General features: G+C 64.7%; 22 protein-coding genes. 13 read left to right on the top strand and 9 right to left on the bottom strand.

Annotated features, from left to right (window positions below; genetic code table 11):
* Positions 1 to 20 precede the first annotated feature (20 nt).
* Both ACFQ00_RS07030 and ACFQ00_RS07025 read right to left on the bottom strand, forming a co-directional pair.
* Positions 21 to 554, bottom strand: coding sequence for a hypothetical protein (locus tag ACFQ00_RS07030; RefSeq protein WP_381488227.1), 534 nt, complete (start codon positions 552 to 554; stop codon positions 21 to 23).
* Between the two features lie 108 nt (positions 555 to 662).
* Positions 663 to 1,376, bottom strand: coding sequence for an AAA family ATPase (locus ACFQ00_RS07025; protein ID WP_381488224.1), 714 nt, complete (start codon positions 1,374 to 1,376; stop codon positions 663 to 665).
* A gap of 201 nt (positions 1,377 to 1,577) precedes the next feature.
* Between ACFQ00_RS07025 and ACFQ00_RS07020 the strand changes: the two genes are divergently transcribed.
* The 3 genes from ACFQ00_RS07020 (at position 1,578) to ACFQ00_RS07010 (ending at position 3,965) form a co-directional block, all read left to right on the top strand.
* Positions 1,578 to 2,597, top strand: coding sequence for an SPOR domain-containing protein (locus tag ACFQ00_RS07020; RefSeq protein ID WP_381488222.1), 1,020 nt, complete (start codon positions 1,578 to 1,580; stop codon positions 2,595 to 2,597).
* 86 nt (positions 2,598 to 2,683) lie between these two features.
* Entirely contained in the window at positions 2,684 to 3,019 is a 336-nt protein-coding gene (locus ACFQ00_RS07015; RefSeq protein WP_381488219.1) for a PilZ domain-containing protein, read from the top strand.
* Entirely contained in the window at positions 3,012 to 3,965 is a 954-nt protein-coding gene (locus tag ACFQ00_RS07010; protein ID WP_381488216.1) for a hypothetical protein, read from the top strand. Before ACFQ00_RS07015 ends, ACFQ00_RS07010 begins: the two co-directional genes overlap by 8 nt.
* A gap of 266 nt (positions 3,966 to 4,231) precedes the next feature.
* Here the strand turns inward: ACFQ00_RS07010 and serB are convergent, their stop codons facing one another.
* Positions 4,232 to 5,113 carry a phosphoserine phosphatase SerB gene (serB, locus tag ACFQ00_RS07005; RefSeq protein WP_381488213.1) on the bottom strand — a complete coding sequence of 294 codons (882 nt, stop codon included), beginning with the start codon at positions 5,111 to 5,113 and terminating at the stop codon, positions 4,232 to 4,234.
* On the opposite strand from serB, the gene miaA reads away from it, so the two are divergent.
* Positions 5,112 to 5,987 carry a tRNA (adenosine(37)-N6)-dimethylallyltransferase MiaA gene (miaA, locus tag ACFQ00_RS07000; protein ID WP_381488209.1) on the top strand — a complete coding sequence of 292 codons (876 nt, stop codon included), beginning with the start codon at positions 5,112 to 5,114 and terminating at the stop codon, positions 5,985 to 5,987. The two genes, serB and miaA, sit on opposite strands and share 2 nt — an antisense overlap.
* Here miaA and ACFQ00_RS06995 read toward each other — a convergent pair.
* On the bottom strand, positions 5,947 to 7,971 hold the full coding sequence (locus ACFQ00_RS06995) for a hybrid sensor histidine kinase/response regulator (RefSeq protein WP_381488207.1): 2,025 nt from the start codon (positions 7,969 to 7,971) through the stop codon (positions 5,947 to 5,949). The genes miaA and ACFQ00_RS06995 overlap by 41 nt on opposite strands.
* A gap of 167 nt (positions 7,972 to 8,138) precedes the next feature.
* On the opposite strand from ACFQ00_RS06995, the gene ACFQ00_RS06990 reads away from it, so the two are divergent.
* The 6 genes from ACFQ00_RS06990 to ACFQ00_RS06965 all read left to right on the top strand — a co-directional run bounded on the left by ACFQ00_RS06990 (position 8,139) and on the right by ACFQ00_RS06965 (position 13,454).
* A complete protein-coding gene (locus ACFQ00_RS06990; RefSeq protein ID WP_381488205.1) occupies positions 8,139 to 9,890 on the top strand; it encodes an acetolactate synthase 3 large subunit in 1,752 nt (583 codons plus the stop codon).
* Positions 9,890 to 10,402: an acetolactate synthase small subunit gene (gene ilvN / locus ACFQ00_RS06985; protein ID WP_381488202.1), complete on the top strand. Its 513-nt coding sequence runs from the start codon at positions 9,890 to 9,892 to the stop codon at positions 10,400 to 10,402. Before ACFQ00_RS06990 ends, ilvN begins: the two co-directional genes overlap by 1 nt.
* 46 nt (positions 10,403 to 10,448) lie before the next feature.
* Positions 10,449 to 11,468, top strand: a complete 1,020-nt coding sequence (ilvC, locus tag ACFQ00_RS06980; RefSeq protein ID WP_374598996.1) for a ketol-acid reductoisomerase — start codon at positions 10,449 to 10,451, stop codon at positions 11,466 to 11,468.
* A gap of 84 nt (positions 11,469 to 11,552) precedes the next feature.
* On the top strand, positions 11,553 to 12,158 hold the full coding sequence (locus tag ACFQ00_RS06975) for a YceI family protein (protein ID WP_381488198.1): 606 nt from the start codon (positions 11,553 to 11,555) through the stop codon (positions 12,156 to 12,158).
* Positions 12,159 to 12,307: 149 nt separating this feature from the next.
* Positions 12,308 to 12,976 (top strand): PEP-CTERM sorting domain-containing protein, encoded by a 669-nt coding sequence (locus tag ACFQ00_RS06970; RefSeq protein ID WP_381488196.1) that lies wholly within the window; start codon positions 12,308 to 12,310, stop codon positions 12,974 to 12,976.
* Positions 12,977 to 13,175: 199 nt separating this feature from the next.
* Positions 13,176 to 13,454, top strand: a complete 279-nt coding sequence (locus tag ACFQ00_RS06965; protein ID WP_381488194.1) for a hypothetical protein — start codon at positions 13,176 to 13,178, stop codon at positions 13,452 to 13,454.
* A 77-nt stretch (positions 13,455 to 13,531) separates the two neighbouring features.
* Here ACFQ00_RS06965 and ACFQ00_RS06960 read toward each other — a convergent pair whose 3' ends face one another.
* The gene (locus ACFQ00_RS06960) at positions 13,532 to 14,269 is read right to left on the bottom strand and encodes a THxN family PEP-CTERM protein (protein WP_381488191.1); all 738 of its coding nucleotides are present in this window, start codon (positions 14,267 to 14,269) and stop codon (positions 13,532 to 13,534) included.
* Between the two features lie 457 nt (positions 14,270 to 14,726).
* Between ACFQ00_RS06960 and ACFQ00_RS06955 the strand changes: the two genes are divergently transcribed.
* From ACFQ00_RS06955 to ACFQ00_RS06945, 3 genes are all read left to right on the top strand, one after another.
* Positions 14,727 to 16,283: a 2-isopropylmalate synthase gene (locus tag ACFQ00_RS06955; RefSeq protein ID WP_381488188.1), complete on the top strand. Its 1,557-nt coding sequence runs from the start codon at positions 14,727 to 14,729 to the stop codon at positions 16,281 to 16,283.
* Positions 16,284 to 16,370: 87 nt separating this feature from the next.
* Positions 16,371 to 17,468, top strand: coding sequence for a hypothetical protein (locus ACFQ00_RS06950; protein WP_381488185.1), 1,098 nt, complete (start codon positions 16,371 to 16,373; stop codon positions 17,466 to 17,468).
* The gene (locus ACFQ00_RS06945; protein WP_381488182.1) at positions 17,465 to 18,229 is read left to right on the top strand and encodes a hypothetical protein; all 765 of its coding nucleotides are present in this window, start codon (positions 17,465 to 17,467) and stop codon (positions 18,227 to 18,229) included. The genes ACFQ00_RS06950 and ACFQ00_RS06945 overlap by 4 nt, the downstream gene beginning before the upstream one ends.
* A 53-nt stretch (positions 18,230 to 18,282) precedes the next feature.
* On the opposite strand, the gene rpsD is transcribed toward ACFQ00_RS06945, so the two are convergent.
* From rpsD to nrdR, 4 genes are all read right to left on the bottom strand, one after another.
* A complete protein-coding gene (rpsD, locus tag ACFQ00_RS06940; RefSeq protein ID WP_374598982.1) occupies positions 18,283 to 18,897 on the bottom strand; it encodes a 30S ribosomal protein S4 in 615 nt (204 codons plus the stop codon).
* Between the two features lie 137 nt (positions 18,898 to 19,034).
* Positions 19,035 to 19,466 (bottom strand): VOC family protein, encoded by a 432-nt coding sequence (locus ACFQ00_RS06935; protein ID WP_381488178.1) that lies wholly within the window; start codon positions 19,464 to 19,466, stop codon positions 19,035 to 19,037.
* A gap of 40 nt (positions 19,467 to 19,506) precedes the next feature.
* On the bottom strand, positions 19,507 to 20,238 hold the full coding sequence (locus ACFQ00_RS06930) for an RNA methyltransferase (RefSeq protein ID WP_381488174.1): 732 nt from the start codon (positions 20,236 to 20,238) through the stop codon (positions 19,507 to 19,509).
* Positions 20,235 to 20,705, bottom strand: a complete 471-nt coding sequence (nrdR, locus tag ACFQ00_RS06925) for a transcriptional regulator NrdR (RefSeq protein WP_339704447.1) — start codon at positions 20,703 to 20,705, stop codon at positions 20,235 to 20,237. The genes ACFQ00_RS06930 and nrdR overlap by 4 nt, the downstream gene beginning before the upstream one ends.
* Between the last annotated feature and the right edge of the window lie 23 nt (positions 20,706 to 20,728).

The following is a 20,728-nucleotide window of genomic DNA, read 5'->3' as shown; positions in this document are numbered from 1 at the left end:
CTTCACCCCGTCGTTCGCGCCTAGTTGGCGGCGGTCTTCCTCACGTCTTTCAACGCGTCCGGAAAATGCGTGGACAGATATTCGTCGAGCGCCGCGGTCACGAGCTGCTGCGCGGACTGGTGCGCATAGACGCACGCGAGGCGCAGCTTCATGTGGCGCTCCGGATCGAGGCGCAGCGTGAACGCGGCCTTCGCCTTGGAGCCTGCGATCGCCCGCGGGCGATGCACGGGCTGCGCGGGCGCCACGTTGATTGTCGGGATCGGCGCTGCGATCGGCGCAGACACGGGAACCTCGGGAAGCTCAGTCATTTCCGGTTCCGGCGCGGCAACAATCGCAGCCGCTGCGGCTGCGAACTCGTCCGCGATCGCCTGCTGCTGCGCGGCAACCGGAGACGGCACGGACGGATCGAAATCCGCCGCCGGACGCGGCTGGAAATGCATCGGCTGTGCCGGCATCAGCGCGGCGCGCTGTTCGGCGGTCAGCATGTCGGTGCCGCCCATGTCGTTCCAACCGAGATCGTCGTCAGACGCAAAGCCGTAGCCTTGCGGACGCATCGCCGGACGCGCTTGTCCTTTCCGCGCGAGTAGACCGGCGGTCAAAGAAGCATAGTTGGCCTCGTTCATAACTTACCTTTCCCCGGAACGGCCCCTTGCATCTTATTGTTAGCTTGCAGCTTTCCGACCGAACCCGCCGGCGGCCCGCGCGGCAGGAGTCGGCACGTGCTGGCCCGGTGCGTTGAACACCGTCCGGCGGAAATTCTTCTCAAGGCGGTCCGCGATGTACGTCCACAGCTCTTCGATTTCCTGCGCGGACTTGCCGTCAGGCTCGATTTCCATGACCGTGCGGCCGTCGATCATCGATGCCGCGAAATCGGTGCGATGATGCAGTGTCACCGGCGCGACCGTGCCGTGCTGCGAAAGCGCGACGGCGGCCTCGTAGGTGATCTTGGCGCGCGGCGTCGCCGCGTTCACGACGAAGATCAGCGGCTTGCCGGCACGCTCGCACAGCTCCACCGTGGCACCTGCGGCGCGCAGGTCGTGCGGGCTTGGGCGGGTCGGGATGACGACGAGTTCAGCGACCGAAAGTACGCTCTGGATGGCGACGGTGATCGCCGGCGGCGTATCGATCACGGCGAGCTTGAAGCCCTTCTGCCGCAGCATTTCAAGATCGGTGACGAGACGCGCGACGGTCGTCTGCGCGAATGCGGGCATTTCGGCCTCACGCTCGTTCCACCAGTCGGCAAGCGAGCCCTGGGGATCGATATCGATGAGAACGACGGGCCCCGCGCCGGCCCTCTGCGCCTGAACAGCGAGATGGCCGCTGAGCGTGGTCTTGCCCGAACCGCCCTTTTGTGAAGCTAACGCGAGAACGCGCATTGGCTTTTCCCCATAGACTCTGCGAATTGCAGGGGCATGGATCGCACGCACAAAGCTAATTTTCGGTAAAGCCTTGGGGTTATTTCTTGAAAACTCTCCGATGATTGCGTGCGAAAAATGCGGCGGGGAGTTTCCGCATACGGCATCGTAACCGCTGTCGGGGATTCCCTTGCCGGAAAGACTGCTCTAGAGAACGCCACCATGCGACACGGCCTCATCACCGCGACTGCGTTTCTTGCCCTTTTCGTTTCGGTTCCGGCACTTGGCGGCGTCAAGGAAGGCGTCGTCAAATGGCAGGCAAGCGACTACAAGGGCGCGGTCACCGAATGGATGCCGTTCGCCGCCAAAGGCGACCCCGACGCGCTCTTCAACATGGGGCAGGCCTATAAGCTCGGCCGCGGCGTTCCGCTCGACAAGGCGAAAGCGGAAGACTTCTATCGCCGCGCCGCCGACAAGGGCCACGCGCCCGCCCAGTCCAATCTTGGCATCCTGCTCGCCCAGCGCGGCGAGAAGGCGCAGGCGGCGGAACTCTGGCAGAAGGCGGCGGCGAAGCGTGATGCCCGCGCGCAATACATGCTCGGCGTACTCCATTTCAACGGCGACACACTGCCGAAGAACTGGCCGCTCGCCTATGCTTACATGACACAGGCGAACAACGCGGGCCTCCCGCAAGCCGGGCGCGCACTTGCCACCATGACGGCAAGCCTGTCGCCTGCCGACCGGGCAGCCGGCAGCGAGATGGTCGAGGCGATGACGACGGGTGACAAGCTTGCATCAAGCGGCAAGCCCGTGCCCGCGCCTGCCCCGCGCAAGCTCGCCAACACCATCGCAGCAGAGAAGACGCCGGCAGCAACGCAAAAGCCCGCGCAGACGCCCGCGGTGATAAGCCCCCGCCCTGCCGCCGCACCCGGCCGCACGATTGTCGCCAACACTGAAATCCCAGCGCCCCGTGCCGCCGCTCCAGCGGCCGCAAACCCCGCAGGCGGCGAATGGCGCATCCAGCTCGGCGCGTTCTCCCAGGAAGCCCGTGCCCGCGAGGCGTGGACTGCGCTGCGCCGCGAATATCCGGCGATCGTATCAGGCCTTGAACCGGCTTACGCGCCGAGCGGCAACATGGTCCGCCTGCAGGCTGGCCGCTTCGCGAACGCCGGCGATGCCAACGCCATTTGCCAGCGCCTGCGCGACAGCGGCAGGCCGTGCTTCGCGGTCCACACCAATTAACCTTTCATCGACGGCTTTGCGCTAGCTCTGGATACCCGCGGGACGCGTATGTCCCGAGAGTTGCTTTGGTGCGGGACAGACGGCGAATGATCGGCAACAACATCAGCGAATTCCCACGACGGCACGCTGCGATCCGCAGCGGCAGATTCTGCACGCTCCACGCCGCGGGCGTGGACGTCAGCGCCGCGCTTCGCGATGTCTCAGCAGCCGGCGCCTTCATCGAAACCGATCACGCGCTCCAAATCGATGAGCCGGTCGTACTCTCCCATCCGCTTGCTGGGGCGATTCGCGCGCGGGTCGTCCGCGTCGGCCGCGATGGCGCGGCGGTGCGCTTCCTCGTGGGCGAGGATGCGGCGACCTTCGCGCTTGCCTCGCTCTGCGCCGGTATGACGTCGGCCGCCGATCACGCCCTGAATGCCTGACAGCATCCCGATGCGCGGACCCTTGCGGCAGCGCCTGCGCGCATGGTGGGAAGGCTATGACCTTGCCGAGCTGAAACGCCGCCTCGCCGCCCGTGTCGCCAACGAGGATGCAGCGCCCTCCCAGCAACTGTCACCGCGCCCGTCGCCACTGGCCCGTGCGCAGGCGGTTCCATCGCAGCCGTCCGAACCCACGAACTGGACGCCCGAACGGCTGGCTGCCGCACAGATCGTGTGGGGTAACGGCTCACTGACGCCGCGCGGCACATCCCAATTGAGGGCGCTGTCCGCGCGCGCCGGGCTGGGGCAACGCAGCCGCATTCTACATCTCGGTGCGGAACTCGGCGGCGTGGCGAGCGAACTCCAGTCGGCGATCGGCTGCACGGTGCTCGCCGCCGAAACGCAGAAGCCGCTCGCCGACGCTTCGGATGGACGCGTGAGGCTGCTCCGCGCTGCCGACAGCGCCCTGCTTTCGGACGCGGATTTCATCCTCGTCGATGGCGTCGCCGAACGCGGCGAACCCCTGACGACGCTGCTGCGCAGCCAGTGCGAAACGCTCGTGCCCGGCGGGCAGGTGGCGGTGCGCAGCCTCGTGCTCACCGACGAACGCCAGACGACATCGCCGCGCTACCGCGAATGGGCGGATACGGAACCCGTGCGGCCGCGCCTGCGCTCCGTGGAGACGCTTTCTCGATTGGTGGAGGATGCGCGGCTCTCCGTCGTCGCGGTCAGCGATATTTCCGCGGACTATGCCGCCGAGGTCGAATACAGCTGGGGCGGCGCGATCGACCGAATTCGGGCGATGCACCGCACGGCCGCAGGGCAAGCCCTGATCCCGCAGCTCCTGGCCGAAGGCGAGCGCTGGCTGAACCGCATCGAACTCATCCGCGAGGGCGCGATCGGCGCCCGTATCCTGATCGCGACGCGGCGGGACCGCGCGAGGCGCTAGAGCCTGTCCTGTTCATTTTGAGGCGTCGTGACGGAGCGGAAAAGGGTGCATGGGTAGGAGCGAGGAGGGAGCGATGCAGAAGCATCGTGACCGACGAGCGACGCCCCCATGCGCCCATTTCCGCCCGCCGCTTCGCGGTTGCGTTACCGCGCCCGCCGGACGGCGTCGCGCGGTTTGCGCGTAGCTCTGCTACGCGCCGCACCACGCTCCTTGCCGGACGAACACGGAAACGCAATCACGATGCCTCAAAATCAACAGGACAGGCTCTAAGCCGAAATCCAGTCGGCGCGGGGAATGCCAAGCGCGTGCAGCAGCACGGTGAGATCGCCGCGACGAATCCGCATGTCCGCCGCATCGGCAAGCTTCGGCTTGGCGTGATAGGCAACGCCGAGGCCCGCCGTCTCCACCATCAGCAGGTCGTTGGCGCCGTCGCCGATCGCGATCGTCTCGGCAAGCGCGATGCCCCTCTCGTGTGCCGCGCCGGTCAGCGCCTCGCGCTTGGCGTTCGCGTCCACGATGGGCGGAACGACCTTGCCGGTGAGTACGTCGCCGTAGGTTTCAAGAACATTGGCGCGCGCCTCGTCGAAGCCGATCATCTCCGCGACCGGGCCGGTAAAGCGCGTGAAGCCGCCGGAGACGAGCAGTGTGTAAACACCGTGCCGCCGCAGCGTGCGCACCAACGTCTGCGCGCCCGGCGACAGGCGCACGCGGTCGCGCAGGCAGTCGTCTATGGCAGCAACAGGAAGCTGGGCAAGCAGCGCAACGCGGCCTTCGAGCGCGCCGATGAAATCGATCTCGCCGCGCATCGCCGCCTCGGTAACGGCACTGATCTCGGCCTTGAGGCCTGCGTAATCGGCAAGCTCGTCGATGCATTCGACCGTGATCATCGTCGAATCCATGTCGGCGATGAAAAGCCGCCGCCTGCGCTCCGCTGCTGCCTGAACGATGACGTCGGCGTGCGGAACCGCGACCTCCACGGCGTCGCGCACAGCCGCGGCGGGACCGGCTCCCGAGAACTCGGCAACAGCCTCAGCTTCCGTCCAGCTCGCAGCGCCGGCATCCATCCCGGCAGAGGCAGCGGCATCGCGTGCCGCGCTTACGTCGCCTGCGGATAGACGCTCCGATCCCACGATTGTAACAAGCTTCATGGCCTCGCCTTCCTCGCCGCCGCTGGCGGTCATTGCAGGGCCGACTGCCAGCGGCAAGTCGGCGTTCGCGCTGCGCATGGCGGAAACGCGGCGCGGTGTCATCATCAATGCGGATGCGAGCCAGTGCTACCGCGATTTGAGCGTGCTTTCCGCCCGCCCCTCGTCCGCTGAGACCGCGCGCGCGCCGCACCGGCTTTATGGCTTTCTCGATGCCGAATCTCCGCTTGGCGCCGCCGGGTGGGCAGGCCTCGCACGGCGCGAGATCGCGCGTGCGCATGAACAGGGCCTGCTGCCGATCCTTGTCGGCGGCACAGGCCTTTATCTCCGCACGCTGCTGCACGGAATCGCCCCGGTGCCGGAGATCGATCCGGACGTCCGCACCGCAGTCCGCGCGCTCGATACCGCCGCGCTCGCACAGACGCTTGCCCGCGAAGACCCGGCCATGGCCGCGCGCCTCCACCCCAACGATACTCAGCGCATGGCACGCGCGCTGGAGGTGATGCGCAGCACCGGCATCTCGCTCGGCGATCATCAAGCGCAGCTCTCGGGCGGATTGCTCGGCGTGGTGGCCCTGGAGCCCGCCGTCGTCGAAATCGACCGTGACGAACTCGGGCGCCGCTGCGATACGCGCTTCGATACGATGCTGACGGATGGCGGCCTCGATGAAGCGGCGCGCCTCCTTGCCATGAACCTAGACCCGGCGCTCCCGGTGATGAAGGCGATCGGCGTCCCGCCACTCGTCGCGCATCTCAGGGGCGAATCCACGCTGGAGGCCGCGATCCTGCGCGCGAAGCTCGATACGCGACGCTACGCCAAGCGCCAGCGCACGTGGTTCAGGAACCAGACGCCGGACTGGCCCCGGCTTCGGCCTTAGAGGTCTGATCGAGGCTTTCGCGTACCTTCTGCGCGAGCCCCTCCATCGTATAGGGCTTGCGCACGGTCTCGGCAGGCGGATCGAGGGGCTCGCCATCGACGCCCGTGCGAGCGAAACCGCTGGTGTAGAGAAGGCCGAGATCCGGCCAGCGCGACAGCGCCTCGCGTGCCAGTTCGTCGCCGTACATGCCCGGCATCACGATATCGGTGAAGAGCAGATGGATACCCGGATGCTCGTCGAGGATTTCGAGCGCTTCCTTGCCGTTCGCGGCATGGCGCACCGTGTAGCCGAGCTCGCGCAGGTTCTCGACCGTCACCATGCGGAGCTGGTCCTCGTCTTCCACCACAAGGATCGTCTCTTCGGAACTTCCACCCGCGAGTGGCCCTTCCGCGCGCGGCGCGGACGAAACGATGCGCCCGATGATCTGCACCGGCAGATAGATATCGACGCGCGTGCCCTTGCTCGGCGTGGATTCGATCGAAATATGTCCACCGGACTGGTGGACGAAGCCGTGCACCTGGCTGAGGCCGAGGCCGGTGCCCTTGCCAACGGGCTTGGTGGTAAAAAAGGGCTCGAAGACGCGCTCGACAACTTCCGGCGGCATCCCCTGCCCCGTATCGGCCACGCTGATCAGCGCATAGGCGCTCGCCGCCTCGCCTTCGGATAGCGGCTCGTCATCCGGCACGTAGCGCTTCGTCTCGATCCTGAGCGCGCCGCCGTCGGGCATCGCATCGCGCGCATTGGCGGCGAGGTTGATGATAACGTTCTCGAGCTCGCCGGGATCGACGAACACCGGAGGAATGTCGTCGCCGAACTTGGTTTCCACGCTGATCCGCTCACCGAGCGTGCGGCCGATCAGCTCGATGACGCCCTTCATCAGTATGTTGACGTCAACGGTCTGCGGATTGAGCGACTGGCGCCGTGAGAAAGCGAGCAGCCGCGCGGTGAGCGACGCGGCGCGGTTCGCACCCTCACGCGCATTGTCGATCAGCTTCACGACGCGCGCGTCGTCTGCGCTGATCCGCCGTTTCAGAAGGTCGAGGCTGCTGATGATCACCGCGAGCATGTTGTTGAAGTCGTGCGCGATCCCGCCCGTGAGCTGCCCGACGGCTTCCATCCGCTGCGCCTGCCTCAAACGGTTTTCCGCGGCCTCGCGTGAAGCGATCTCGGCGCGGAGCGCGACGTTCGCCTGTGTCAGCTCGTGCGTGCGCGCGGCGACCGCCGCCTCCAGCACGTTGCGCCGGATTTCCCCCGCCTCCTCGCGCTCCAGCGCCAGCTTGGTGCGGTACACCATGTAGGCGAGCGCGATCATCGAGATGAGCGCCGCCACCAGCAACGCAACGCCGAGCGCCGCCAGTCGGTAGAGCGACTGCGCGCCGAGCTGGTCGCGCTTCACCACTTCCTGCTGCCGTCGGTCGAGCACAGCGCGCTGCTCGGCAACGATCTCGTTCATCATCGCCTGAATCTCATCCATCAGGCGGCGCCCATAGCCCGAGGCGACGTCGATCCGTGCCGCCTCCATACGGCCCCGGCGGGTCATCTCCACGGACCGCGCCATCTCTTCGAGCTTCAGCGCGATGAGACGCCGCAGCACGACGAAACGCGCCGTCTGCCGCTCGTCACCCTCGCCGATCCGGCGCTGCAGGTCGTCGAGCACGGTCGAGCTGCGCGCGATCGCGGCTTCATAGGGTTCGAGGAAGACCGGGTTTTCGGTCAGTATGTAACCGCGCTGGCTGCGCTCGGCCTCCTGGAGCGCGTTGATCGCGCGCTCAGCCGCGACAAGGCTCTCGAAGCCCTCGCTGGTTCGGGCCACAGCTTCGGTACGCGTGCGTTCGATGTCGACCGCGCGCTGGAACGCGGCAAACGAAATCGCGCCAATGCCGATCAGCGCGGCAAGCAGCGCGAAGACTCCGACGACGAAATGCCAGGTCCGGGTCCCGGCGCGGCTATCCTCGAACCCGGTGGAAACGGTAGCGTCTTCCATCCGGCGTATCTTGCCGAACTTGACGATTGAAGGCGAGGCCTCAAAGCACGACGCCAGTTTTGCATCTATCATGCGTTATTAAAATTCAATTTGTACGAATATTACAAGCAATGGGGTTGCCCTGAACGTTTTAATCTCGTACATGCGCGGGCCGAATCAAGGAAACCATGGCCGTGAACGAACAGAAAACCGGAGCGGAAAATCTCATCCAGGCGCTGACCGAGCTCGGCGTCGATACCGTTTTCGGCTATCCGGGCGGCGCCGTGCTGCCGATCTACGACGCGCTGTTCCAGCAGTCGGTGATCAAGCACATTCTCGTCCGCCACGAGCAGGCCGCGGTCCATGCTGCAGAGGGCTATGCGCGCTCGACCGGAAAGCCCGGCGTCGTGCTCGTCACCTCGGGCCCCGGCGCGACCAATGCGGTCACCGGCATCACCGACGCGCTGCTCGATTCCATCCCGATCGTCGTGCTCACCGGGCAGGTCGCCACGCACCTCATAGGCTCGGACGCCTTTCAGGAGTGCGACACGGTCGGCATCACCCGCCACTGCTCCAAGCACAACTATCTGGTGAAAGACCCGGAGCGGCTGGCGGACATCGTCCACGAGGCGTTCCACATCGCCACCTCGGGCCGCCCCGGCCCTGTCGTCATCGACATCCCGAAAGACGTGCAAGTCGCACGCGCTGGCTATCGCAAGCGCTCGGCGCTGCACAACGGCTACAAGCTGCAGCTGAAGGGCGAGCTGAAGGATATCGAAGCCGCCGTCGAGATGCTGGCGAAGGCCGAGCGTCCGATCCTCTACACGGGCGGCGGCGTCATCAATTCGGGCAACGGCGCCTCGCAGTTGCTGCGCGAGCTGGCGCGCGTCACGGGGGCGCCCGTCACCTCGACGCTGATGGGCCTTGGCGCCTTCCCCGCAGCCTCCCCACAGTGGCTCGGAATGCTCGGGATGCACGGCACCTATGAAGCCAACATGGCGATGAACGAATGCGACCTGATGCTCTGCATCGGCGCGCGCTTCGACGATCGCGTGACCGGGCGCCTTGACGCCTTCTCGCCGAATTCGAAGAAGATCCACATCGATATCGATCGTTCATCGATCAACAAGAACGTGAAGGCGGACCTCGGCATCATCGGCGATGTCGGCCACGTGCTCGAAGACCTGCTGAAGATCTGGAAGGCGCGCGCCCACAAGGCCGTCGACCAGAAGGCATGGTTCGCGAAGATCGACGAATGGCGGAAGAAGGAAAGCCTCGGCTTCAAGCAGACCGGCAAGGAAATCCTGCCGCAATACGCTATTCAGCGCCTTTACGAGGCGACGAAGGCCAAGGCGCCGATCATCTCCACCGAGGTCGGTCAGCACCAGATGTGGGCCGCGCAGCACTTCCACTTCGAATCTCCGCGCAAGTGGCTGACCTCGGGCGGGCTCGGCACGATGGGCTACGGCCTTCCCGCCGCGATCGGCGCGCAGCTCGGCAACCCCAAGTCCCTCGTCATCGATATCGCCGGCGAAGCCTCGATCCTGATGAACATTCAGGAGATGTCCACCGCCGTGCAGTATCGCCTGCCGGTGAAGGTGTTCGTTCTCAACAACGAATACATGGGCATGGTGCGCCAGTGGCAGCAGCTCACCTATGAAAGCCGCTATGCCGAAAGCTACAGCGAGGCGCTTCCCGATTTCGTGAAGCTCGCCGAGGCCTACGGCTGGAAGGGCATCCGCATCGAAGACGTCGACGGGCTCGACGCCGGCATCGCCGAAATGATCGCCTATGACGGCCCGGTGTTCGTCGATTGCCGCGTCGCAAAGCTGGAGAACTGCTTCCCCATGATCCCATCGGGCGCCGCACACACGGAAATGCTCCTGAACCCGTCCGACGTGAAGGGCGAACTCGACGAAGACGCGCAGGCGCTCGTCTGATGCGCGATCTCGGGCCTATCCGGCGGCACACGCTCGCCATCACCGTCGACAACGAGTCCGGCGTTCTTGCGAAGATCGTCGGGCTGTTCTCCGCGCGCGGCTACAACATCGAGAGCCTGACCGTGGCTGACATCACGGAATCGCATGATGTCAGCCGCATCACCATCGTCACCTCTGGCTCGCAGGAGGTGATCGACCAGATCGAGGCACAGCTCGACCGGCTCGTGACGGTTCACAAGGTCAGCGACCTCACCGAGCTCGGACCGCACGTCGAGCGCGAAATGGCGCTGCTCAAGGTAGTGGGTGGCGGCGACAAGCGCCTCGAAGCCATGCGCCTTGCCGACATCTATCGTGCGCGCGTCGTCGATGCGACGATCGAGAGCTTCATCTTCGAGATCACCGGGTCCACCGAGAAGGTCAACACGTTCATCGCGCTGATGCGCGAAGTCGGCCTTGTCGAGGTCGCGCGCGGCGGCGTTGTCGCCATCTCGCGCGGCAAGGACCCGAGCTGAGTTTTTCGTCACTCCCTCCCAATCGAACAGAGAAAGTCCTGATATCATGCGCGTTTATTACGATGCCGACGCCGATGTGGGCCTGATCAAGGGCAAGAAGGTCGCGATCGTCGGTTATGGCAGCCAGGGCCACGCCCATGCACAGAACCTGCGCGACAGCGGCGTCGCCGAAGTCGCCGTGGCGCTGCGCGAAGGCTCGGCCACCGCGAAAAAGGCCGAAGGCGCCGGCTTCAAGGTGTTTTCGAATGCCGAGGCCGCCAAGTGGGCCGATGTCATCATGGTGCTGGCGCCCGACGAACATCAGGCCGCGATCTATGCGAACGACCTCGCGCCGAACATGAAGGAAGGCGCGGCGCTCGCGTTCGCGCACGGCCTCAACGTCCACTTCGGCCTCATCGAGCCGCGCGCCGATATCGACGTGTTCATGATCGCGCCGAAGGGCCCCGGCCACACCGTGCGCAGCGAATACCAGCGCGGCGGCGGCGTGCCCTGCCTCATCGCCATAGCGCAGGATGCCACCGGCAACGCGCACGACGTTGCACTCTCCTACGCCTCCGCCGTCGGCGGCGGTCGCTCGGGCATCATCGAGACGACGTTCAAGGAAGAGTGCGAAACCGACCTGTTCGGCGAGCAGGCCGTGCTTTGCGGCGGTCTTTCGAGCCTCATCATGGCGGGTTTCGAAACGCTGGTGGAAGCCGGTTACGCGCCCGAGATGGCGTATTTCGAGTGCCTGCACGAAGTGAAGCTGATCGTCGACCTGATGTATGAAGGCGGCATCGCCAACATGCGGTACTCGATCTCGAACACCGCCGAATACGGCGACTACAAGACTGGTCCGCGCATCGTTACCGAAGAGACCAAGGCCGAGATGAAGCGCGTGCTCGCCGACATCCAGCAGGGCCGCTTCGTAAAGGACTTCATCCTCGACAACCGCGCCGGCAACCCCGAGCTCAAGGCTGCGCGCAAGAACCAGAACGCGCACCAGATCGAAGAGGTCGGTGGCCGCCTGCGCGCGATGATGCCGTGGATCGGCAAGAACAAGCTCGTCGACAAGGCGGTGAACTAACGCCTGTCACGATAGCTTCGGTTGACAGGAACGGCGCGCGCGGCACAGGCTGCGGGCGCCGTTTCCCGTTTCAGGAGCCCCGCCATGAAAGCCCAGCTTGTCGCCCTCGCCCTCATCGGACTTGCCGCCCCCGCGTTCGCCCAGGGCCAGCCGGGCGCCGAGGCCGCCGCGAAGGTCGCCGCGGGCACCTACACCGTCGATACAGACCACACGCAGATCGCGTGGGGCATCAACCATCTCGGCTTCAACGTCTATTATGGCATCTTCGGCAATCCCACGGGCACGCTGACGCTGAATCCGGCGAAGCCCGAGGCTGCCAGCGTTTCGCTGACCATTCCCGTCGACAAGGTGACGACGACCAGCGAAAAGCTGAACGCACACCTCAAGACCGCCGACTTCTTCGACACGGCAAAGTTCCCGACCGCCACCTTCAAGTCGACAGGCGTCGTCGTCGACGGCCTCAAGGCGAAGATCACCGGCGACCTCACCATAAAGGGCATCACGAAACCCGTGGTGCTTGATGCGCGCTTCACCGGCACCGGCCCCAATCCGATGAGCAAGATCGAAACCGTCGGCTTCGAGGCGCGCGCAACGATCAAGCGCAGCGACTACGGCATCACCTATGCGCTGCCCGTGCTTGGCGACGAGGTCAGCCTCCACATTACGGCCGCCTTCGAACGCCGCCCCTGACAGCAGGTGGGCGTGTCGGGCAAACTTACATAACGATTATAGCTAACGCACTGTTAACTATCGTCTATCCTGTAAAAGCTGACTCCCTCGATTCTGGCATCGTCTCTGCATCTGATCGACCGAACACGGTTTGATCAGAGGATAATGTCATGAAGTATGCTTTTGCTGTTGCCGCCATGCTCGCCTCCACCAGCGCGTCGGCCGCTGTGATTTCATCGTCGGTGGGCGGCGTTCCCGTCGGCGCCAACATCTACGAGAGCTTCGATGCGATCGGCCCCGGCGGCACGACCGCGAGCGGCATCACCGTTTCGTTCGCCGGCACGGATGCAGGCACGGCTTCGCTTCCGAATGTTGGCGGCAAGTATGCGGCGCCTTACATTTCGGGCGGCAACGGCACGCTGTTCGGCAACGCGCAGGCGGATGGCCAGGACGCCACCCAGTATCTGACGACCGGCATCGGCACCGTCACGCTCGACCTTGGTGATGATCACCAGTATTTCGGCATCCTGTGGGGCTCGGTCGATACTTACAACTCGCTCGCCTTCTACGCCGGCGATACGCTGCTGTTCACCTACTCGGGATCGGACGTCGCGGCGATCGCGAACGGCGATCAGGGCGCGGCCGGCACCTATTACGTGAACATCAATTCGGACACGGCCTTCAACAAGGTGGTCGCCTCCAGCTCGGGCTATGCGTTCGAGTTCGATAACGTCGCGCTGGCCTACAAGCCGATCACCGATGTGCCCGAACCGGGCGCGCTCGCGCTCTTCGGTCTCGGTGCGATCGGCCTTGTCGCCGCGCGTCGCCGCAAGGGCTGAACAGCTTCGGTCTCAGGTGGAAAGGGCGGTCTTCGGGTCGCCCTTTTTCTTTGCCCCGCAGGCGATTGTCGCTTGCCTTTACAGTTCGATACCGGCGCTCCGCACCTTAACCATCGAAGCCGCTGATCCAGCGGGCTGAGGGAACGCTGGCACCACTTTTGCATTTGATCCATACGAAATGATGGAGAGGAAACCGGCAATGATCGTTCGGTATGGCATCGCAGCCCTGGCAACCCTTCTGGTGGCCGCACCCGTCGCAGCGGAACCCGTCGAAAACGGATCGGACGTCGCCGCCCTCCTCTCCGAGCTCGATGGCCGCTGCTGGGCCGTGGACATCGACGGCGCCATTCTCGATGCGGACGCCATGGCGCAGATCGAAGGCCCGGTCGATATCGAGCTCGAATGCGTGATGAGCGAGGTGAAGCCAGCCGTCGCCGGCGCCTCGCAGACAAAACCGCTTCCGGCAAACATCATCTGAAACGCAGCGGAACGCGCACGAAAAAGAAAGGCTCCCGTTTCGGGAGCCTTTCCGTTTTTTGAAGTGCTGCTTGGCGTTCAGGCGGCGCGGCGGCGGCGCGCAGCGGCGATGCCGGCAAGCCCAAGCCCGAACAGACCGAGCATCGCGGGCTCCGGAACATCCGTCGACGGCGGCACGCCGGGCGTCGACGTGATGACGCCCTGGAGTACGGCATCGTTATCGAGTTTTTCCTTGGTCCAGAACGCGCTGGCGAGCGCATCCTCAATCGTGAAGCCGAGGATATCGACGTAGTAATTGATGCCGCCGATGAGGAACGAATCCGAAGCGCCGACATTGATCGTGAAGGTCACACGGTCGGCACAGCCGTTGATGTTGACGCCCTGATAGTTGGATTCGCCGTTGTCGCACAAACCACGCGGATCATTGTCCGTTTCGAGGTGCGCGAAGTCGAAGATCGAGACGATATCCTGCGTCTCGCCATCGATCGTGAGCGTGGTCGTCACCTTCAGCGTCGCCGATTCCAGCGAAGTACCGGTAATCGGGTTGTTGTGGTGCGTGAACGTGCCGAGGTTGAAGCCTTCGTCCTCGTTCACGCTGAACGCGGGCGGAGCGGCGCCGTCGAAATCATAACCGCTCTTGCCGAAGCCGGTGCTCGTGCCCCAACGAATCTCGTTGGTGTTGATGCCGGAAATGCCGGCAACGGGATCAGTCGCCGTCCAGACACCTGACACGCTATCAATGGAAATAACGGCAGCATTGGCCGCGCCGGCCAGAAGACCGCTTGCCGCAACACCTGCCAGAAGAACCTTGAACATTACATACTCCCCTGCCCGATTTATGGATAGCTGCCTGACATGCCCGGAGGCACCGTTCAGACAGTTATTTTCGTTTTGCAAGGAATATGCCGATCTGGAAATTTCTTTACGTTCCAGCGCCTTGTTACTGACATTGATGTTTGGTTCCGGATCACCAATGAATATCGTTACGTTTCTGTAAAGAATCTCGACAGCGACTACCCGAATGGCTTGCCGACATCATTTCAGGCCAAAGCTCTGGACAAATCCGGCCGCTTGCCACATAGACTGCCGCCCATGATGCGGTCCGACAGCCTCGCCCTCTCTCAGCGCGCCCTTCTCGCGCTCCTTCGACTTACGCGCCCTTAGGCGCGCGGTTTCCGCTGTCTGGCGCTCTGGACGCGCCGCCGCCTAAGGGTCTCGATCAAACCGAACCGCAAAGGTTCGCTCCCATTTTCCGAGATTTTGAAGGTGTGCCATGTCCAGTCAGAACTATGTGAAGATTTTCGACACCACGCTGCGAGACGGTGAGCAGTCCCCCGGCTGTTCCATGAACCTCGCTGAAAAGCTGCGCGTCGCCGAGCAGCTGGAAGCGCTTGGCGTCGATATCATCGAGGCAGGCTTCGCCATCGCCTCCGAGGGTGATTTCGAAGCCGTACAGGCGGTCGCCCGTCAGGCGAAGAAGGCCACGGTGGCGAGCCTCGCACGTGCCGCCACCGGCGACATCGACCGCGCATGGGCCGCACTCAAGGAGGCGGTGAGCCCGCGCATCCACACGTTCATCGCCACCTCGCCGCTCCACATGCGCGTGAAGCTGGAGATGGAGCCGGAAGCGGTACTGGAGAAGATTCGCGCCTCGGTAAGCCATGCGCGCAATCTCTGCCCCGATGTCGAATGGTCGGCGGAAGACGCGACGCGCAGCGATCTCGATTTCCTGTGCCGCGCCGTCGAAACCGCGATCCGCGCCGGTGCCACCACGATCAACCTGCCTGATACGGTCGGCTACGCCACGCCGGAAACCTACGGCGCCATGTTCCGCGATGTGATCTCCCGCGTTCCCAATGCGGATCAGGCGATCTTCTCCACCCATTGCCACAACGACCTCGGCCTCGCCGTCGCCAACACGCTTGCGGCAGTCGCGGGCGGTGCACGGCAGGTGGAATCGACGATCAACGGCATCGGCGAGCGCGCGGGCAACGCCGCGCTCGAAGAAATCGCCATGGCGCTTCGCGTGCGTCACGACGTCATGCCCTTTGAAACCGGCGTCGAGACACGCGAGATCACCCGCGCTTCGCGGCTGGTCTCAGCCGTCACCGGCTTTCAGGTTCAGCCCAACAAGGCAATCGTCGGCGCCAACGCCTTCGCGCACGAAAGCGGCATCCATCAGGACGGGATGCTGAAAGACGCGAGCACTTACGAGATCATGACCCCGGAATCGGTGGGTCTCTCCGAATCCAGCCTTGTCATGGGCAAGCACTCGGGCCGACACGCCTTCCGCCAGAAGCTGGAAGAGCTGGGCTACAAGCTGGGCGACAATGAGTTCCAGGACGCCTTCAAGCGCTTCAAGGATCTCGCCGACGCCAAGAAGCACGTCTACGACGAAGACATCATCGCCCTCGTCGACGACGAGACGATGCGCGAGAATCAGGCGATCCAGTTCAAGGAGCTGGAAATCTACTGCGGCTCCCACGGCCCGCAGCGCGCCATCCTGACGCTCGAAGTGGACGGCGAGGAACAGACCGTCACGACGCGCGGCAACGGCCCTGTCGATGCCGTGTTCAAGGCGATGCGCAAGATCGTGCCACATGACGACGCGCAGCTGACGCTCTACGAAGTCCATGCCGTCACCGAGGGCACGGACGCGCAGGCGACAGTCAGCGTCGTGCTCGCCGAAGACGGCCGCACCGTGCGCGGCACGGGCGCGCATGTCGATACGATGGTCGCGTCCGCGAAAGCTTACGCAAATGCGCTCAACAAGCTGATCGTGAAGCGCGGCCGCAGCGAGCTTCCTGCAGTGGCCCGCGCAGGCAATTGAGCCTGACGGCTGAACGCTGATTTCCGGCATCCGGGCGGGCGCATGGTTGCGCCGCACGCGGAGTCATGGTTACCAGCGGCAATGTCGTTGGGGTCGCGCATCAAAATTTGCCTTGCGTTTCTGATTGCTGCAGCGGCCCTCCCCGCTACGGCGGGTACGGTCGCGCGCTTTCAGGACGATGACCTCGCGCTCTACAGCGAAACCGGCGAGGCGCGCCTCCTGCGGCGCAGCGACCTGACGCCGCTGCTGCGCGGCAAGCCGGACTGGTCGGTAACGGCGGATATCGCCGCGCTCGGCAAGGCCGAGAAGAAATCGTGGCATCTTGTCGATGCCGATTGCCTGCCGCCCGCCTTCGAGCGGTGTCTGTTCTTCCTGGCCGAAACCGGCCGACCGGGTGTCGCGCTGCGCGAGTACGACACGAAGGCGGGTGGCTTCGTACCGAACGGCTTCGCACTGCCGCCGGGACCAACGCAGGCGATCTGGTACGACGACAGCCGCATCCTCATCGCCGCCAACACCGGGCCGGGATCACTGACGAGTGCAGGCGTGCCGCGCCTCCTCAAGCTCTGGACACGCGGTCAGCCCGCTTATGCCGCAACGACGATCCTTGCCGCGCCGCTCGATGCACGCGGTATCCGCCCGTTCTTCTCTCTCTCGGGCGGCGGCCTCTTTCACGCTGCCGAGGTGACGACGGCGAGCGGAGATTTCGAGCTTTATCATTTCGGCTGGGCGCAGAATTTCCGCCGCTCGCAGCTACCGGCCGATGCGCGTCTGCTCGATTTCTTTCAGGGCCGCGCCATCGCCGTCCTCGGCGACAGCGGCTGGATGACATCGGACGGCCGCCATCCCCCGGGTAGCCTCGTCGCCTATCCGATGGCACCGCTGCTCGGCCCCGCCAGCCAGACACTGACCGAGCTTGCCTACACGCCGCCCTCGGGTTTCCGCATCATCGCCGCAAAGGCCGGCCGGGACACGCTTTACGTCCACCTGCGCGGCGCATCCGGCGACCGGCTGGTTTCGCTCAGGAAAGGCGCGCCGAGCTGGCCCGCCGCGAACATCGTGCTACCCTCGGCCGGCCCGCTCGAACTCGTCGCGGCGAGCGACCTTGCGGACGTCGCGCTCGTCGTTGGCGGCAGCGCATTCCATATTGTGGGCCGGGGGCGAACGCGTACCATAACGCCATGAAGCCTCCCGCCCCGCTCGACCTCATCACCGTCCTCCGGCTTGCACTCACGATCTTCTGGCGGCAGTTCGCGCCGATCATCCTGCTCGGCCTCGTTTTCCTCACCTTGCCCGCCGTCGCGCTCCGCACGCTCAGCATCGCCACCACGGCCGCGCCCGATCCGGCGCTCGGCACCATCGCCGAAACGCTGCGCTGGCTGCTGGTGATGATCTTTCTCTGCGCCGTCACCGGCGGCGTTCTCGCCCGCACGAGTGATCCGCGCGCGTTCATACGCGCAGGGCTCAGCCGGCTCCAGCCGGGGCTTGTCGTCGCGCTCGTCATCGGCATCGGCCTCATGACGCTGCGCATCATCCTGCTGCTCGTCTCGCGCCTGCTGCAATTGGGGCAGATGAGTTCGCTGCTTTTCGTCGTCGCCTGCATCGCCGTCTTCGCCGTCTGGGTGCTCGCGATCCCCGCGGCACTCCACGAGCGGCAATGGCCGATGGTCGCATTTCAGCGCTCGGCAGAGCTGACACGCGGCAATCGCTGGCGCCTCTCCGCACTGTGCATCTTCATTGCGCTTGCGCTGACGCCGGTGATCATGGCCATCCGCTTCGTCGTCTTTCACGCCGCGCAGACGCCGCAGCAGGTCGCCGCGATCGTTCAGTCGATGACGATCACCTCACCCGCGCTCTGGATCGTCCAGCTTTCGACGCTGCTCATCTATGGGTTGTTGTCGGTGGTGCCCGTCGCGCTCTACCTGACGCTTGCAGGGCGCAGATAGAAAAAGGGCGCCGCCTTCCGGCAGCGCCCTGTTTTCTGCAAAAGCCGTGAGGCTTAGCGCGAGTAGAACTCGACGACGAGGTTCGGTTCCATGCGGACCGGATAGGGCACCTCATCAAGCGTCGGCACGCGCACGTAGGTCGCCTTGCCGTCGCCATCGACCGAGACATACTCGGGAATTTCACGCTCGCTGAGGCCCTGCGCCTCGAGAACCAGCGCCATCTCCTGCGCCTTCTTGCGCAGCGAGAGCACGTCGCCCGCCTTCACGCGGCGGCTGGCGATGTTGCACTTCTCACCGTTCACTTCGATGTGACCGTGGTTCACGATCTGGCGCGCGGCGAAGATCGTCGGCGCCCACTTGGCGCGGTACACGACCATGTCGAGGCGCTGCTCAAGGAGACCGATCAGGTTCTGCGAGGTATCGCCCTTCATGCGGACGGCTTCCTCATAGACCTTGCGGAACTGCTTCTCGGTGACGTCGCCGTAGTAGCCCTTCAGCTTCTGCTTGGCGCGGAGCTGGATACCGAAGTCGGAAAGCTTGCTCTTGCGGCGCTGACCATGCTGGCCGGGGCCGTATTCGCGCTTGTTGACCGGGCTCTTCGGACGACCCCAGATGTTCTCGCCCATGCGGCGATCGAGCTTGTACTTGGCATTGCTGCGCTTGGACATGCGCAATCCTTTCAATTCGCGTTTCAAAAATGCCCGGAACCGCACCGCCCCGCCAAAGCGCAGAACGCGGCCACTGCTTCACCGGACGTGCAGGGCCAATTGCGAAGGCGCGCGTTTAGCGGCACGCGCGCCAAAGGTCAAGAACCCGACCCCGCCTGCCGCAGCAGGGGGTTGGGATGCTTCGCCTCCAGCCCACCACTTCCATAAGGCCGCGTCAGGATTTCCAGAGAATGGCCGTTCGGATCGTCGAAATACACGCCCCTGCCATCGTCCCAGCGGTTGATTTCGCCCGGCTGCTTGTGAAACGGATTGGCCCACCAGCCCTGCCCCGATGCCTTCAACCGCCCGAAAATCGCATCGAATTCCGTCTCGGAAACGAGAAAGGCGAAATGCCGCGGTACAATCTCGTCTGCCGTGCTGATGAAGTCGAGAGATGTGCCGCCAATCCGAACGACGGCGAAATACCCCATCACCTGATGCGTCGGCAGGCCGAAAAGCTCTGTCAGCCAGCGCGCCGTCGCTTCATTGTCACGCGCTTCAATGATCGTGTGATCGAAAGTGATCGCCACCGGAACCCTCGCTACCGTTGCTATGCGCGAGACGTATAGACTAGCGCCGCTCTTTCGTCAGCGCGGTGATGATGCCTCTGAAGGTTCGCACCTCCTTCGCCGAGAAGCCGGGGCGCGTCAGCATGTTCCTGAGTGTGCGGCGCGAGGCGGGCGCGCGGCTTTCGACGCGGAAGTATTCTGCCGCGTCGAGCGCGGTTTCGATCTGCCCGATGAGCCCTTCGAGATCGGCCTGCGGGGCCGGGCCTTCGTAATTGTCGAAGGCCGCAGCCTCGCCGACCCCGGCTTTCGACCATTCGTAGGCGAAGAGGATCACGGCCTGCGCGAGGTTCAGCGAGCCGAACGCGGGGTTCACGGGCACGGTGAGAATCGTCTGCGCGAGCGCGACATCGTCGGTTTCAAGGCCGGAGCGTTCGGGGCCGAACAGGATCGCCGTGCGTCCCGCGCGGCCGCGCGTATCTTGCGCCGCCTTTTCGGGGCCGACGACTTCCTTGGTAAGCCCCCGCTTGCGAACCGTCGTGGCGTAGACGAAGGCGCAGTCCGCCACCGCATCGGCCACGGTTTCGAAGACCTTCGCGTTTTCAAGCACGAGATCGGCGCCGCTCGCCGCCGGACCCGCATCGGGGTTCGGCCAGCCGTCACGCGGGGAAACGAGCCGCATCTCGGCGAGCCCGAAATTGAGCATCGCGCGCGCCGCCTTGCCGATGTTCTCGCCAAGCTGCGGCCGCACCAGCACGATGGCGGGCGGCGGCGCGGCGGCCACCGCATCCGTCACTTCGCGCCCGTCCTCGCAACGGTCTCAATGGCGCCGATGAACTCCTCGAAGTCCTTCGCCTCGCGGAAATCGCGATAGACGCTCGCGAAGCGCACGTAAGCGACGGCGTCGAGGCTCTTCAGCCCCTCCATCACCGCCTGCCCGATCACCTCGGCCTCGATCTCGGCCTCGCCGATCGCTTCCATCTGGCGAACGATACCGGAGACGAGCCGCTCGATGCGCTCGGGCGCGATCGGGCGCTTGCGGCAGGCAATCTCGATGGAGCGGGCAAGCTTGTCGCGCTCGAACACTTCCTTGTCGCCGGACTTCTTGAGGATCACGAGTTCGCGAAGCTGCACGCGCTCGAACGTCGTGAAACGCGCGCCGCACGCCGGGCACTGCCGGCGGCGGCGGATCGCGCTGCCGTCTTCCGTTGGCCGCGAGTCCTTGACCTGGCTATCCTCGCCTCCGCAAAACGGGCAGCGCATCGCTCGTCCCCCCTCCCGCTATG

It is taken from the genome of Sphingosinicella xenopeptidilytica, assembly GCF_042676985.1.
GTDB classification, from domain to species: domain Bacteria; phylum Pseudomonadota; class Alphaproteobacteria; order Sphingomonadales; family Sphingomonadaceae; genus Sphingosinicella; species Sphingosinicella xenopeptidilytica.
This window is presented reverse-complemented; position numbering and strand designations above follow the sequence as displayed.

Bases quoted from the DNA above. Each gene is read 5' to 3' on its own strand.
- ilvC (WP_374598996.1), top strand. From the start codon at position 10,449: ATGCGCGTTTATTACGATGCCGACGCCGATGTGGGCCTGATCAAGGGC.
- serB (WP_381488213.1), bottom strand. From the start codon at position 5,113: ATGAAGCTTGTTACAATCGTGGGATCGGAGCGTCTATCCGCAGGCGAC.
- ACFQ00_RS06945 (WP_381488182.1), top strand. From the start codon at position 17,465: ATGAAGCCTCCCGCCCCGCTCGACCTCATCACCGTCCTCCGGCTTGCA.
- ACFQ00_RS06965 (WP_381488194.1), top strand. From the start codon at position 13,176: ATGATCGTTCGGTATGGCATCGCAGCCCTGGCAACCCTTCTGGTGGCC.
- ilvN (WP_381488202.1), top strand. From the start codon at position 9,890: ATGCGCGATCTCGGGCCTATCCGGCGGCACACGCTCGCCATCACCGTC.
- ACFQ00_RS07015 (WP_381488219.1), top strand. From the start codon at position 2,684: ATGATCGGCAACAACATCAGCGAATTCCCACGACGGCACGCTGCGATC.
- ACFQ00_RS06995 (WP_381488207.1), bottom strand. From the start codon at position 7,971: ATGGAAGACGCTACCGTTTCCACCGGGTTCGAGGATAGCCGCGCCGGG.
- nrdR (WP_339704447.1), bottom strand. From the start codon at position 20,705: ATGCGCTGCCCGTTTTGCGGAGGCGAGGATAGCCAGGTCAAGGACTCG.
- ACFQ00_RS06975 (WP_381488198.1), top strand. From the start codon at position 11,553: ATGAAAGCCCAGCTTGTCGCCCTCGCCCTCATCGGACTTGCCGCCCCC.
- ACFQ00_RS06960 (WP_381488191.1), bottom strand. From the start codon at position 14,269: ATGTTCAAGGTTCTTCTGGCAGGTGTTGCGGCAAGCGGTCTTCTGGCC.
- ACFQ00_RS07010 (WP_381488216.1), top strand. From the start codon at position 3,012: ATGCCTGACAGCATCCCGATGCGCGGACCCTTGCGGCAGCGCCTGCGC.
- miaA (WP_381488209.1), top strand. From the start codon at position 5,112: ATGGCCTCGCCTTCCTCGCCGCCGCTGGCGGTCATTGCAGGGCCGACT.
- ACFQ00_RS06970 (WP_381488196.1), top strand. From the start codon at position 12,308: ATGAAGTATGCTTTTGCTGTTGCCGCCATGCTCGCCTCCACCAGCGCG.
- ACFQ00_RS07025 (WP_381488224.1), bottom strand. From the start codon at position 1,376: ATGCGCGTTCTCGCGTTAGCTTCACAAAAGGGCGGTTCGGGCAAGACC.
- rpsD (WP_374598982.1), bottom strand. From the start codon at position 18,897: ATGTCCAAGCGCAGCAATGCCAAGTACAAGCTCGATCGCCGCATGGGC.
- ACFQ00_RS07020 (WP_381488222.1), top strand. From the start codon at position 1,578: ATGCGACACGGCCTCATCACCGCGACTGCGTTTCTTGCCCTTTTCGTT.
- ACFQ00_RS06955 (WP_381488188.1), top strand. From the start codon at position 14,727: ATGTCCAGTCAGAACTATGTGAAGATTTTCGACACCACGCTGCGAGAC.
- ACFQ00_RS07030 (WP_381488227.1), bottom strand. From the start codon at position 554: ATGCGTCCGCAAGGCTACGGCTTTGCGTCTGACGACGATCTCGGTTGG.
- ACFQ00_RS06990 (WP_381488205.1), top strand. From the start codon at position 8,139: ATGGCCGTGAACGAACAGAAAACCGGAGCGGAAAATCTCATCCAGGCG.